Raw genomic sequence first — 13,113 nt, 5'->3', positions numbered from 1 at the left:
AGTTCAGTCGTGCGCGGTGGCACGTTCGACGATGCGGACGAGTTCGGCCGCGTAGGCGGCGACGTCGATCCCCGGACGGCGGATCGATTCGGTGTGGAAGCCGTCTATGGCCTGGCGGATGGTGATCGCCATGACGCGCGGGTCGAACCGGCCGAAATCGCCGGTCCGCTGACCCTCGCGCAGGCAGACCTCCAGGACGTCGATGGCGCCGTGGTACCACTCGCCGGTGCCGCCGTCGGCTTCGCCGCCGGGGGCCCCGCCGTGTCGGAGGCTTTCGAGCAGCGCGGTGAGTTCGATCGGGTGCTCGGCGATGAACGCCAGGTTCGACTCGATGTAGACCCGCAGCTCCGCCGCCGGCCCGTCCACCGCGTCGATCCGCTCCCGCATGTACGCGAGGCTCGTGGTCAGCACGTCCCGGACGACTTCGGCGATCAGGTCCGCCTTGCCGTCGAAGTGGTAGGAGATCATGCCGGTGCTGCTCAGCCCGGCACGCTTCGCGATCTGCCCGAACGATGCCTTCGCGTACCCGAGTTCACCGATGGTTTCGATCGCCGCGCGGACTATCTGCGCCCGCCGGGCGGTCTCGGTGAACGTTTTTGCTTGCATGAGCAAAAGGTAGCATGGTCGAGCAAACAATCGCCAGAATGCCGTCTTTCCGCAATCGCGCGATTGCGGTACGTGTCGATCATTCCCGGGAATTGAGAAGGCCGCCCCGGGGAGACCCCGTGGGCGGCCTTCACGCGCGGCCGGCGTGCCGGTGGAGCAGCTCCGGCGGGCAGGCAGCGACTGGCCCCGGGCAGCGCCGACTCGGCCCCACCGCCCCCGGAGCGGCCTTCACGGCGTCGAGCGGGCTGGACGGGTGCCGCGGTGGACGCGCGCGTCAGCTCCCTGCCGCCGGCGGGTGCGCGAAGGTCGCGAATGACTCATTCGGGACCTCCGACGTCCCGAATGAGTCATTCGCGACCACCACGACCGCGGCCGAACGGTGCGGCCGGCCTACTCGGTCACCTGGCGCGCGGTCGCCATCGCGCGCTCGGTCTCCCAGAACGCCCGCATCGACCGGATCAGCCCGTCTTCGCCGACGCGGTAGACGAACACCCCGTCGGTGTCGACGCGGTAGCCGCCCGGCAGGTACGTCGTGATCGTGCCGACGTTGGCCACCTCGTCGCCCGCCGCGTGCGAGTCGCGGATGACGAATTCGAAGCGCTCCACGTTCGCGATCGTCTTGTCCCAGAACGCGCTGATCCCGTCGGGGCCGTGGTGCCCCTTGCCCTCTTCGTCGAAGAAGGACGGCCCGACCGGGTCCTCGACCACCCCGTCCGGCGCGAACAACGCCAGCCACGCCTCCTTGTCACCCGCCGCCGCCGCGGTCATCGACGCGAACGCCGCGCGCCGCGCGGGCGGCTGCTCCGCCGATGTGTCCCAGCTGACCTGCACGCCCACGGCAGTCACTCCTCGAACTTCGCGATGATTTCGGCCCCGAACTTGCGGATCGATTCGAGCTTCGGCTCGACCGGCGCGTCGAACCCGACGCCGTCGAACACCCACGGCATGGTGATGATGTCCGTGACGCCGACCTCCGCCTGCTCGCGGTAGCCGTCGAGGCCGAACCGGTCGATGCAGACCGCCTGGTACTCGAACGGGTCGTCGGCGCGGCCGCGCTCGGCCAGCAGCTCCTTGAGCCGGGCGATGGTGTCGCGCAGCTCCTCGAGCTTCATCATCGCCGACGACCAGCCGTCGGCGACCCGCGCGGCGCGCTTGAGCGCGACCTCGGTGTGCCCCCCGATGTAGAACGGGACGCGCGAAGGCGGCGCCGGGCTCATCTGGATCTTGTCGAAGTCGTAGAAGTCGCCGTGGTACTCGACCATGCCGCCGTCGAGGATCAGCCGCAGCACGTCGATGGCCTCGTCGACGCGCTTGCCGCGCTTCTCGAACGGCACGCCGCAGTACTCGAACTCCTGCGGCAGCCAGCCGACGCCGAGCCCGAGGCCGAACCGGCCGCCGGTGAGCACGCTCGCCGAGCCCACCTGGCGCGCCAGCAGCACCGGGTTGCGCGAGCCGAGCTTGAGCACCGACGTGTAGAAGTTGATCCGGCTGGTGACCGCCCCCATCGACGCGGTGGCGACGAGCGGGTCGACCCACGGGGTCTCCCCGGTCCAGAAGCGACTGCCGTCGGGGGTGTACGGGTAGTCCGTGTCCACCGTTTCGGCGTAGAAGAGCGAGTCCGGCAGGGCGATGGAGGCGAAGCCGGCCTCTTCGGCGGCCCGGGCGAGCTCGCCCAGCTGATCGAGGGGGTTCATCGCGATCGACAGGGTGAACTTCATGGTGTCGAACTATAACGTGTTCTAGTTTGCTCGGCCAGCTCTGACGGTGTGCCGGATCACTCGCCGGGAACCCTCCGCGTAACGTCCGCGTTGTCCGAATCAGAAGGTGACTTCCGGTCACCCGAGCCCCGAACTTCTGGGAGTGGTCCATGGGCACCGCGATCTTCCTGATCGTGCTCGTCGTCGTGATCGTCGGTGGCGGCCTCTATTTCTCGCGGCAGCGCGCCGCGGCCCGGCAGCGGGAGCTGGACGACGCCAAGGCCGACGCCCGGCGCCTCGTCGAGCGGCTCGGCGGTCAGGTCCTCAACCTCACCGGCAACGACACCGCGTCGATGCAGGCGATGGCGGACGCCGCCGAGCGCTACAACGCGGCCGGCTCGCAGATGGAGCAGGCACGCACGATCGAACAGGCCCGGCTGGTGAAGGACACCGCCGTCGAAGGCCTCTACTACGTCCGCGCGGCGCGCGTCGCGATGGGCATGGACCCCGGCCCGCAGCTGCCGGAGGAGGCCGAGCGCGAGCGCGCCGGCAAGGTCACCGAGCGCCGCGACGTCGACGTGGAGGGCCAGCACTACGCGGCCTCCCCCGAGGCGGGCCAGGACACGCCGTACTACTACCCGGGCGGCCGCGTGGCCGGGCGCCCGGTCCCGCAGGGCTGGTACAGCGAGCCGTGGTGGAAGCCCGCGCTCGTGGCCGGCGCCTGGGGCCTCGGCTCGATGTTCCTGTTCAGCGCGATGTTCTCCGGCATGGGCGGCATCGCCAGCGCCTCGGCCTGGGAGTCGGGCTACGACGCGGGCCAGCAGGACGCCCTCGAGTCCGGCGACGCGGGCGGCGACGGCGGTGGTGACGGCGGCGGCGACTTCGGCGGCGGAGACGGCGGCGGCGACTGGGGCGGCGGCGGTTTCGACGGCGGCGGCTTCGACGGTGGGGGCTTCGACGGCGGCGGCTTCGACTTCTGACCCGCCCCTGCCGCAGCTGGTCGTGAGTGTTTAGTCGGGTTAGAACCCGACTAAACACTCACGACCACCGGCACCGAGCGTCAGGCGGGCTGGCAGGTGGGGCACCAGTACAGGTTGCGGCCCACCAGCTCCGAGTTCGCCACCGGCGTCCCGCACACCAGGCACGGCTCACCGGCGCGGCGGTAGACGTAGACCTCGCCGCCGTGGCGGTCCACCCGCGCCGCCCGCCCCATCGCCTCCGGCAGGTGCTCGGGCCGGACCGTGTCGATCCGCCCGACCCGGACGCCGTCGCGCATCAGCACGACCAGGTCCGCCCACATGTCGTCCCACAGCGCCCGGTCCAACGACCGTCCCGGGGTCAGCGGCGCGACGCCGTGGCGGAACAGCACCTCCGCGCGGTACACGTTCCCGACCCCGGCAAGCACCGCCTGGTCCATCAGCAGCGCCGCGATCGACGTCTTCGAGCGCGACACGCGCTCCCACGCCTGGCCGGGCTTCGCGTCACGGCGCAGCGGGTCCGGTCCGAGGCGGGCCTTGATCGCGTCCGCCTGGTCCGGGGTCAGCAGCTCGCAGCGGGTGGGCCCACGCAGGTCCGTCCAATGTGTCCGACCGGCCAGCCGCAGCCGGACCTGGCCGACCGGGTCCGGCGCGGGAAGCGGGGACTCGCCGAACGTGCCGTACAGGCCCAGGTGGATGTGCACGATCCCGTGCGGGCCGTAGTCGTGGAACAGGTGCTTGCCGTACGCCTGCGCGCCGACGAACACCTGACCGTCCAAACGGGACGCTTCGGCGGCGAACCGGCCTTGCGGACTGCTGACCTCGACCGGGGCGCCGGCGTACCGGCGCTTGTGCAGCCGCGCGAGCCGGTGCAGCGTGTGCCCTTCGGGCATCAGGCCTCCGGCAACGCCGGCGGGGTCCCGGTGCGCTCGTAGTCGAGCAGCTGCTGCACGCGGCGGGCGTGCCGCTCTTCCGGCGAGACCTCGGTCGCCAGGAACGCCTCGACGATCTCGGTGGCCTCTTCGGCGGTGTGCATCCGGGCGCCGACGCCGATCAGCTGGGCGTGGTTGTGCTCGCGGCACAGCTTCGCGGTCTCGACGCTCCACGCGAGGCCGGCCCGCGCGCCGGGCACCTTGTTCGCGGCGATCTGCTCGCCGTTGCCGGAGCCGCCGACGACGATGCCGCGGCTGCCCTCGTCGGCCACCACGCGCAACGCCGTCGCGACGCAGAACGCCGGGTAGTCGTCGGCCGCGTCGTAGACGTGCGGACCGATGTCGGTCACCTCGTGGCCCTGCTTCTCCAGGTGAGCCACCAGGTGGTTCTTCAGCTCGAAACCGGCATGGTCGGATCCCAAGTAGACACGCACGGCTGGGAGTCTGCCACCACGCCCGGTTTCGGGCATGCTCCGGGGGTGGGCATCTGGGAGCAATCGGGGCACGACGTGCGGCTCGACTGGGGTGGCGAAGGCGTGGCCGCGCTCGGGCGTGAATGCACGGTCCTGGTGGTCGTCGACGTGCTTTCCTTCAGCACCACCACGGATATCGTGGTCGGCCGCGGCGGCCGCGTGCTGCCGGTGCGGTGGCGCGACGAACGCGGCATCGCGCGGGCGAAGGCGGCGGGCGCGGTCATCGCCGGTGAGGCCGAATTCACGCTGCGGCCCTCGTCTGTGACCGACATCCCGCCGGGGACGCTGCTCGCGCTCCCCTCGCCCAACGGCGCGACCCTGTGCGAAGCGGCCGCGGAGACCGGGGCCGCCGTCCTCGCGGGGTGCCTGCGCAACGCGTCCGCCGTCGCCGCGAAGGCGCACGAGCTGGGCGGGCCGATCGGGCTCGTCGCGGCCGGGGAACGCTGGGGCGTGAACATCTTCGGGTCCGGAGACGCCTTCGGGCCGCTGCGGCCGTGCCTCGAAGACCAGGTCGGCGCGGGCGCGATCGCCGCCGCGCTGGCCCGGCTGGGCCGGTCCCTGTCTCCCGAAGCCGCCCTCGCCGCGCGAAGCGTCGACGTCGATGCCGTGGCGGGCTGCGTTTCGGGGCGCGAACTGACCGGATCGGGCCACGGCGGGGACGTCGCGCTGGCCACGGAGCTCGACGTGAGCCAGGCTGCCCCTGTCCTGAACGAAGGAGTACTGGCATGACCGGCCGCTGGATCGACGTCGCCGACGGCGTGCACGCGCGCCGCTACGAGGAACTGGACCTGACCGTCGGGCTGGTGGTGGGCGCCGAGCGCTGCCTGGTCGTCGACACGCGCGGCGACCTCGAGCAGGGCGCCGAACTGGCCGCGGCGGTACGGGAGATCACGCCGCTGCCCTGGTCGGTCGTGTTCACGCACGCGCACTTCGACCACACGTGGGGCACCGAGGCGTTCACGCCCTGCGCCGTCTGGGCGCACGAAGGCTGCCGCGCCGAGCTGGCCGAATACGCCGAAGACGCGCGCGCCAAGTGGATCGCCTACTACCGCGAAGCGGGCAAGGCCGGCGTCGCCGACGCCATCGCCCGGACGACGTTCGTCGTGCCCGACCACCTGTTCACCGACCGGGCCGAGCTCGACCTCGGCGGCCGCACGGCCGTCCTGCTGCACCCCGGCCGCGCCCACACCGACCACGACGCCGTCGTGCACGTGCCGGACGCGGGCGTCGTCTTCGCGGGCGACGTCGTCGAGAACGCCGAGCACGGCTTCAGCGCGTTCTCCTTCAGCGCGGAGTCCGACCTGACCGCCTGGCCGGACACCCTGGACGCGCTCCTCGCCCTGGAGCCACGGGTGATCGTGCCCGGCCACGGCGACCCGGTCGACGCCGACTTCGTCCGCTACCACCGCCACGGCCTGCACGAGCTGATCGCGCTGAAGGCGGCGATGGGCCGCGGCGAGACGACCGAGGCCGCCGCCGTGGCCGCTTCGCGCTACCCCGGCGACGTCACCCTGGCCGCCCTCGCCACCCCCTGAGGCGCAACTTTCCCTACGAAAGTGACGCCCTCGCCCCCCTGAGGCGCAACTTTCCCTACGAAAGTGGCGCCTCCGGTCGTCAGTCGAAGTTCAGGTCGCCGGTGCGGGTGCGCTTGAGCTCGAAGAAGTCCGGGTAGCTCGCCAGCGCCACGGCGCCGTCGAACACCTTCAGCGCGTCTTCGCCGCGCGGGATGGAGCTCAGGACCGGGCCGAAGAACGCCACGCCGTCGATGTGGATCGTCGGGGTGCCGACGTCCTGGCCGACCGGGTCCATGCCCTCGTGGTGGCTCTTCTTCAGCGCCTCGTCGTACTCCGTCGAGTCCGCGGCGTCGTAGAGCTCGGCCGGCGCGCCGATCGCGGCCAGCGCTTCCTTGATGACCTGGTCGCGGTCCTTGTTGCCCTGGTTGTGGTAGCGGGTGCCGAACTCGGTGTAGTACTCGCGCAGCATCTCTTCGCCCTTGAGCTGCGAGAGCGCCACGGCGACGCGCACCGGGCCCCAGCCCTTCGCCAGGAGCTCCTTGTACTGCTCGGGCAGCTCGTCCCGGCCCTCGTTGAGCACCGACAGGCTCATGATCCGGAAGCGCAGGTCCAGGTTGCGGTGCTTCTCCACCTCGAGGATCCAGCGGGAGGTGATCCACGCGAACGGGCAGATCGGGTCGAAGTAGAAATCGACCTTCGTGGGCTGCTCGGCAGCGGTCATCGGGGTACTCCTGAGTCACGTCTCGATGTGGGCGGACCCCCACACGACGGGCCAACACCCGCGGACCCGAGCTTGTTCCCTTGTCGCCCGGCACCCCGTACCCATGATTGGATGCGGGGAGTTGAAAACCGATACCAACGACCAGAGGTGCCTGTGCCCGCCCCCAACCTGACCCGCGACCAAGCCAAGCTGCGCGCGGATCTGCTCGACGTCACCGCGTACGACATCGAGCTGGATCTGACCGACGGCCACGGCGGTCCCGGGGAGAAGACCTTCGCGTCGACGACGACCGTCCGGTTCTCCAGCGCCCGGGCCGGCGAGAACACGTGGGTCGACATCGTCGCCGACCGCGTGCACTCGGCCACCCTGAACGGCGCGGACGTCGACGTCAGCGCGTACGTCGAGGACAAGGGCATCGCGCTGGCCGGACTGGCCGAGGCGAACGAGCTCACCGTGACCGCCGACTGCCGGTACATGAACACCGGCGAGGGCCTGCACCGGTTCGTCGACCCGGTCGACGACGGCGTCTACCTGTACACGCAGTTCGAGACCGCCGACGCCAAGCGGATGTTCGCCTGCTTCGACCAGCCCGACCTGAAGTCGGTCTACCGGCTCACGGTCATCGCGCCGCGGGACTGGAAGGTCGTCTCGAACACGATGGCCGAGTCCACCGAAGAGACGCCGGAAGGCGCCGTCCGGACGGTGTTCAAGGAGTCCGAACGGCTTTCGACATACCTGGTCGCGCTGATCGCCGGCCCGTACGCCGAGTGGCGCGACGAGTACACCGACGCCCACAAGACCATCCCGCTCGGGATCTACTGCCGCGCGTCGCTGGCCGAGCACATGGACGCCGAGCGCCTCTTCACCGAGACCAAGCAGGGTTTCGGCTTCTACCACGAGAAGTTCGGCACGGCCTACCCGTTCTCCAAGTACGACCAGCTGTTCGTGCCGGAGTTCAACGCGGGCGCGATGGAGAACGCCGGCGCGGTGACGTTCCTGGAGGACTACGTCTTCCGCAGCCGCGTCACCCGCTACGCCTACGAGCGGCGCGCCGAGACGCTGCTGCACGAGATGGCGCACATGTGGTTCGGCGACCTGGTCACCATGCGCTGGTGGGACGACCTGTGGCTGAACGAGTCGTTCGCGACCTTCGCGAGCGTGCTGGCGCAGGCCGAGGCGACCGAGTACAAGAACGCGTGGACCAGCTTCGCGAACATCGAGAAGTCGTGGGCCTACCGGCAGGACCAGCTGCCTTCGACGCACCCGATCGCGGCCGACATCGTCGACCTGCACGCGGTCGAGGTCAACTTCGACGGCATCACCTACGCCAAGGGCGCGAGCGTGCTCAAGCAGCTCGTCGCCTACGTCGGGCTCGACCACTTCCTCGACGGCCTGAAGGTGTACTTCGGCAAGCACGCGTGGGGCAACGCGACGCTGGCCGACCTGCTGGGCGCGCTGGAGGAGGCGTCCGGGCGCGACCTGTCGTGGTGGAGCGCGCAGTGGCTGGAGACGACCGGGCTCAACTCGCTGAGCCCGCGCTACGAGGTCGGCGCGGACGGCAAGTTCACGGCGTTCGCCGTCGTGCAGTCCGGTGCGAAGCCGGGTGCCGGTGAGCTGCGCACGCACCGCGTCGCCGTGGGCGTGTACGACGAGGACGCGAACGGCAAGATCGTCCGGAAGCACCGCGTGGAGCTGGACGTCGACGGCGAGCGCACCGAGGTGCCGGACCTGGTCGGCCTGCCCGCGGGCAAGCTGGTGCTGGTCAACGACGACGACCTGACCTACTGCACGATGCGTCTCGACCCGACGTCGCTCACGACGCTGATCGACCGCGTCGCCGACATCACCGAGTCGCTCCCCCGCACGCTGTGCTGGTCGGCGGCGTGGGAGATGACCCGCGAGGCCGAGCTGAAGGCCCGCGACTTCGTCACGCTGGTGCAGCGCGGCATCCACACGGAAACCGAGGTCGGCGTCGTCCAGCGGCTGCTGCTGCAGGCCCAGACCGCCCTGAACTCGTACGCCGAGCAGAACTGGGCGGCCTCGACGGGCTGGCCGGCATTCACCGGACGGCTGCTGGAGCTGGTCCGCGCCGCGGAGCCGGGTTCGGACCACCAGCTGGCGTTCGTGAACTCGCTGGCGGGCTCGGTCCTGGACGACGCCACGCTGTCGGTGGTGGCCGGCTGGCTCGACGGTTCGGCCCCGCTCGACGGCCTGACGGTGGACACGGACCTGCGCTGGCGCCTGCTGCACGCGCTGGTCGCCCACGGCAAGGCGGACGCGACGGAGATCGACGCCGAGCTGGCCCGCGACAACACGGCGACGGGCCGCCGCCAGGCGGAGCGCGCCCGCGCCCTGCGCCCGACGGGGGAGGCCAAGGCCGACGCGTGGCAGCGAGCGGTGTACGACGACGAGCTGCCGAACGCGGTGAGCGACTCGCTCATCTCGGGCTTCTCCCACCCGGGCCAGAAGGCACTGCTGGGCTCGTACGTGGCGAAGTACTTCGAGGTGATCGACGAGGTGTGGCAGCGCCGGTCCAGTGAGCGCGCGCAGCCGATCGCGATCGGCCTGTACCCGTCGTGGGCGGTGGCCCCGGAGACGGTGACGGCGTCGGACGAGTGGCTGACGGGCGACCACTCGCAGGCCCTGCGCCGTCTGGTGTCGGAGGGGCGGGCGGGCATCGTCCGCGCGTTGGCGGCGCGGGACTTCGACGCGCAGTCCTGACCGCTCGTGAGTGTTTAGGGCGGTTAGAACCGTCCTAAACACTCACGACCAGCCGCGGCGACGTAAAAGAGCCCCGCACCTCCACCGAGGTGCGGGGCTCTCGCGTAAGAAATCAGCGGGGCGCCGGACCCGCCTGGTCGGACAGCATCCGCAGTGCGTTCGCCAGGCCGTTGACCAGCCCGCGAACCAGGTCGCCCTCCTTGAAGGACGCCACCATGCTCGCCACCGCCAGCTTGGCGCCGCGGTCGGGAAGGCGGGTGTACGCCGTCTTGCCCGTGACGATCTCGATCTTGCGCTCGCCGGGCGAGACCGCGATCAGGACCGCGTTCGCCGGGTCGGTCGTCGTCGAGTGCAGCTTCTCCGCCGTCGCGCGGCTGTCCTCGCCCAGTTCGCCGAGGTACACGCTGAAGTCGAGGCCGGTCTCCCGGCTCGCGAACGTCAGCGCCTCGTCCAGGCGGGCCAGCTGGCGGGTGTCGAACGGGCCCGTCGGTCCGGCCGGCTCGTACATCTTCGCGGCCGATACGCGGCCGCTCGACGTCAGTCCTTCGCCGTAGCCCAGTTCGGACTCGTCGACGCGCTTCGTCAGCTCACCAGTTGCCACGAGCGCCTCCCGCCGCGGTCGGGGCGCCCGAGGGCGCGCTGCTTTCGGCGCCGGCGTGCCGGTGCCCCTCGCCGACCCCGTCGGGGTTGGCGCTCCACCACATGGCCGGGTAGTCCCAGGCCTGGCCGGACCGGTACCGCGGGGCGCCGCCGGACCTGCGCCGGAGCGTCAGGAGCCCGGCGAGACCGTAGATGGCCAGCGGGATCACGGCGAAGACCACGATCGTCTCGACAACGTTCACGGCGCTGAGCGTATCGGATGACCTCCGCGGCCACCGCGCGCGGCGCACTCGACCGTTCGTCGTAAGCCGAGTGCCGTCCGCCGCTTGGCTCGCGGCCACTGGAACGTTGGGGCGAAGACCGTCGGGCCGAAAGGTTGCAACTCAACGTACAGGCGGCCGCACCCGCCGCTGTCGTCTTGTCGCAGCCTTGAAATCCTCGTAGCTTTTTCACCTGTACGGGCCTTGCGCCCCGCTCCCCAGCACCAGCAGGTAACGCACCGGTCCCAGGAGGCCTTGCCATGAACAGCGTCCACACCCCCGCACAGGCGATCACCGAGACCTTCTCGTCACTGAGCGACATCGACTTCGTGCCCGGAACACGTGTGACGGCGGGCACAAGGGTTACCCGCGGTACACGCGTCACTCGCGGTACACGCGTCACGGCCGGAACCCGCGTCACGGCGGGCACCCGGGTGACGGCGGGGACGCGCGTCACGCGGGGTACGCGAGTCACCCGCGGCACTCGCGTCACGATGGGCACTCGTGTGACGGCCGGCACGCGAGTCACCTGCGGCACCCGCGTCACGCGCGGCACGCGGGTCACCCGTGGCACGCGCGTCACCATGGGCACGCGCGTCACCTGCCAGAGCGACTACGCGCTCGCCGCCTGACCCGTACTCCAGGGACGCACGCACTACCTGAAGCACCACCCCGGCTCGCCCCGGCCGCCGTCATGGCAGCCGGGGCGCCGGTGTGTTCAGGCCGCCGAGCCCAAATAGGGCTGCCAGAGCGGATCGGCCTCTTTGGAGTGGGCGAGCAGCCGCCAGTGGGGGCCATGGGGAGCCCGCGGGACGACGCGCAGCCGCCAGCCGATCTCCGAGAGCAGCCGGTCCGCTTTGCGGTGGTTGCACTTGGCGCAGCAGGCCACACAGTTCGTCCAGCTGTGGGGCCCGCCACGGCTGCGCGGCTGGACGTGGTCGATCGTTTCTGCCCGCCCCCCGCAGTAGGCGCAGCGGTACCGGTCTCGGTGCATCAGCCCGGCGCGGGTCAGCGGCACCTTCGCCCGGTAGGGCACGCGCACGTACGTGCTGAGCCGGATCACGGAGGGCACCGGCAGCGACACCTTGGCCGAATGCAGCTCGATGCCGCCGGGGTCGCCGTGCACCACTTCGGCCTTGCCGCACATCACCAGCACCACGGCCCGCCGCAGCGGCAACGCGGTCAGCGGCTCGAAAGTGGCGTTGAGCAGCAGGACCCGGCGCCGGCCCCAGGCCGGGACGGCCGGATCACGGCCTCTACTACGCTGTCCGGGCGGGCGGGTAACTCCCCCTGGGCGGTTCCCCGGCCCGGCCGGGACGGCTCCGCCGGATGCGGAACCCCCCGGATAGGCGCGCAGGACCACCTCTGGCGTCTCGGCGGCCGTGGCTTGGCCGGAGACGCCGCGGGGGCTGGGTTGTCGGTCTGGCACTCGACCACCTCCAGGGGCGTAGGCATAGTCGACCACAGAACAGCCCCCCAGCGCACGTGTGTTACAAGACGTGTCACATCCGCGCGACCCAACATCCACTCGAAGTTGGGCAGACCGACCAGATCGGAAGGATGATCGAACTCCCGTGTCCCCCTTGCTCCCCGCCGCGGTGCCGCCGTGCGCGACCGACCCCAGCACCTTCTGCTTCCAGGTGTACGAGGCCACGAACAACGCGTGGCTGGCCGGCTCGGCGAACTGGCTGCTCACCAAGCCGCTGAAGATCCTGATGATCCTCGTGATCGCGTTCTTCGTGCGCCTGCTCCTGCGGCGCCTGATCAACCGGGTCACGACGTTCCCGCGCTCCGGCGGCAAGCTCCCGGCCCTGCTGCGCCCCCTGCGCGAGCGCGCCCCCGAGGTGCTCGGCTCCGCGGTGATCGAACGGCGGCGGCAGCGCGCCCAGACCATCGGCTCGGTGCTGAAGTCGATGGCCACGTTCCTGATCTACGGCCTCGCGTTCATCCTCGTGCTGGGCGAACTCGGCCTCGACCTCGCCCCGATCATCGCCTCGGCCGGCATCATCGGCGTCGCGATCGGGTTCGGCGCGCAGAACCTCGTCAAGGACTTCCTGTCCGGCATCTTCATGATGGTCGAGGACCAGTACGGCGTCGGCGACGTCGTGGACATCGGTGAGGCGACGGGCACCGTCGAGGCGGTCGGCCTGCGGATCACCACGCTGCGTGACCTCAAGGGCACGGTCTGGTACGTCCGCAACGGCGAAGTGCTGCGCGTCGGCAACTCCAGCCAGGGCTTCGCGGTCGCGGTCGTCGACGTCCCGCTCGGCTACACCGCGGACGTCGAGCGCGCGACCACCGTGCTCGCCGCGGCGGCCGCCAGGGCCACCGAGAGCGACGCGCTGAAGGACAACGTCCTCGAGCCGCCGGAGATGCTGGGTGTGGAAAGCGTCACACCGGAGGGTCTCCAGCTGCGCCTGACCGTGAAGGTGCGCCCGGGCAAGCAGTGGGCCGTCCAGCGCGCCCTGCGCGCGCAGCTGCTCGGGGCGCTGGAAGAGGCCGGGTTCGACCCGCCGCTCGGCCGGCTGTTCCCGGCCGTGACCCCGGCCGTCGAAAAGTAGCGCCGTTACGCTGGGAAGCGGGTTCGCGACCATCCGGAAGCGAGCGGGACC

15 protein-coding genes are annotated in these 13,113 nt (G+C 70.9%); 6 read left to right on the top strand and 9 right to left on the bottom strand.

Annotated features, from left to right (window positions below; translation table 11 throughout):
- Positions 1 to 3: 3 nt before the first annotated feature.
- The 3 genes from SD460_RS18635 to SD460_RS18625 form a co-directional block, all read right to left on the bottom strand.
- Positions 4 to 606, bottom strand: coding sequence for a TetR/AcrR family transcriptional regulator (locus SD460_RS18635; RefSeq protein WP_318306432.1), 603 nt, complete (start codon positions 604 to 606; stop codon positions 4 to 6).
- 390 nt (positions 607 to 996) lie between these two features.
- Positions 997 to 1,443, bottom strand: a complete 447-nt coding sequence (locus SD460_RS18630) for a nuclear transport factor 2 family protein (RefSeq protein WP_290058167.1) — start codon at positions 1,441 to 1,443, stop codon at positions 997 to 999.
- A 5-nt stretch (positions 1,444 to 1,448) separates the two neighbouring features.
- Positions 1,449 to 2,324 (bottom strand): TIGR03619 family F420-dependent LLM class oxidoreductase, encoded by an 876-nt coding sequence (locus tag SD460_RS18625; protein ID WP_290058166.1) that lies wholly within the window; start codon positions 2,322 to 2,324, stop codon positions 1,449 to 1,451.
- A 149-nt stretch (positions 2,325 to 2,473) separates the two neighbouring features.
- On the opposite strand from SD460_RS18625, the gene SD460_RS18620 reads away from it, so the two are divergent.
- Entirely contained in the window at positions 2,474 to 3,283 is an 810-nt protein-coding gene (locus tag SD460_RS18620) for a hypothetical protein (RefSeq protein ID WP_290058165.1), read from the top strand.
- An 80-nt stretch (positions 3,284 to 3,363) separates the two neighbouring features.
- Here the strand turns inward: SD460_RS18620 and SD460_RS18615 are convergent, their stop codons facing one another.
- The gene (locus SD460_RS18615; protein WP_290058164.1) at positions 3,364 to 4,173 is read right to left on the bottom strand and encodes an Fpg/Nei family DNA glycosylase; all 810 of its coding nucleotides are present in this window, start codon (positions 4,171 to 4,173) and stop codon (positions 3,364 to 3,366) included.
- Positions 4,173 to 4,646, bottom strand: a complete 474-nt coding sequence (locus SD460_RS18610; protein ID WP_290058163.1) for a ribose-5-phosphate isomerase — start codon at positions 4,644 to 4,646, stop codon at positions 4,173 to 4,175. The genes SD460_RS18615 and SD460_RS18610 overlap by 1 nt, the downstream gene beginning before the upstream one ends.
- 45 nt (positions 4,647 to 4,691) lie before the next feature.
- Here SD460_RS18610 and SD460_RS18605 point away from each other — a divergent pair, with 45 nt between their 5' ends.
- Positions 4,692 to 5,414, top strand: a complete 723-nt coding sequence (locus SD460_RS18605; RefSeq protein ID WP_290058162.1) for a 2-phosphosulfolactate phosphatase — start codon at positions 4,692 to 4,694, stop codon at positions 5,412 to 5,414.
- A complete protein-coding gene (locus tag SD460_RS18600; protein ID WP_290058161.1) occupies positions 5,411 to 6,220 on the top strand; it encodes an MBL fold metallo-hydrolase in 810 nt (269 codons plus the stop codon). Before SD460_RS18605 ends, SD460_RS18600 begins: the two co-directional genes overlap by 4 nt.
- 79 nt (positions 6,221 to 6,299) lie before the next feature.
- On the opposite strand, the gene SD460_RS18595 is transcribed toward SD460_RS18600, so the two are convergent.
- On the bottom strand, positions 6,300 to 6,920 hold the full coding sequence (locus tag SD460_RS18595) for a mycothiol-dependent nitroreductase Rv2466c family protein (protein WP_290058160.1): 621 nt from the start codon (positions 6,918 to 6,920) through the stop codon (positions 6,300 to 6,302).
- Positions 6,921 to 7,073: 153 nt separating this feature from the next.
- Here SD460_RS18595 and pepN point away from each other — a divergent pair, with 153 nt between their 5' ends.
- Entirely contained in the window at positions 7,074 to 9,641 is a 2,568-nt protein-coding gene (gene pepN / locus SD460_RS18590) for an aminopeptidase N (RefSeq protein ID WP_290058169.1), read from the top strand.
- A gap of 112 nt (positions 9,642 to 9,753) precedes the next feature.
- Here the strand turns inward: pepN and SD460_RS18585 are convergent, their stop codons facing one another.
- Positions 9,754 to 10,242, bottom strand: a complete 489-nt coding sequence (locus tag SD460_RS18585) for a DUF5130 family protein (RefSeq protein ID WP_290058159.1) — start codon at positions 10,240 to 10,242, stop codon at positions 9,754 to 9,756.
- The gene (gene ctaJ / locus SD460_RS18580; RefSeq protein ID WP_290058158.1) at positions 10,229 to 10,483 is read right to left on the bottom strand and encodes an aa3-type cytochrome oxidase subunit CtaJ; all 255 of its coding nucleotides are present in this window, start codon (positions 10,481 to 10,483) and stop codon (positions 10,229 to 10,231) included. Before ctaJ ends, SD460_RS18585 begins: the two co-directional genes overlap by 14 nt.
- A 278-nt stretch (positions 10,484 to 10,761) precedes the next feature.
- Between ctaJ and SD460_RS18575 the strand changes: the two genes are divergently transcribed.
- Positions 10,762 to 11,133, top strand: coding sequence for a hypothetical protein (locus tag SD460_RS18575; RefSeq protein WP_290058157.1), 372 nt, complete (start codon positions 10,762 to 10,764; stop codon positions 11,131 to 11,133).
- Between the two features lie 86 nt (positions 11,134 to 11,219).
- On the opposite strand, the gene SD460_RS18570 is transcribed toward SD460_RS18575, so the two are convergent.
- Positions 11,220 to 11,714, bottom strand: a complete 495-nt coding sequence (locus tag SD460_RS18570) for an HNH endonuclease (protein WP_318306573.1) — start codon at positions 11,712 to 11,714, stop codon at positions 11,220 to 11,222.
- 361 nt (positions 11,715 to 12,075) lie between these two features.
- Here SD460_RS18570 and SD460_RS18565 point away from each other — a divergent pair, with 361 nt between their 5' ends.
- Positions 12,076 to 13,062, top strand: coding sequence for a mechanosensitive ion channel family protein (locus SD460_RS18565; RefSeq protein WP_318306431.1), 987 nt, complete (start codon positions 12,076 to 12,078; stop codon positions 13,060 to 13,062).
- Positions 13,063 to 13,113: the final 51 nt, after the last annotated feature.

This window comes from Amycolatopsis solani (assembly GCF_033441515.1).
Classification (GTDB): domain Bacteria; phylum Actinomycetota; class Actinomycetes; order Mycobacteriales; family Pseudonocardiaceae; genus Amycolatopsis; species Amycolatopsis solani.
This window is presented reverse-complemented; position numbering and strand designations above follow the sequence as displayed.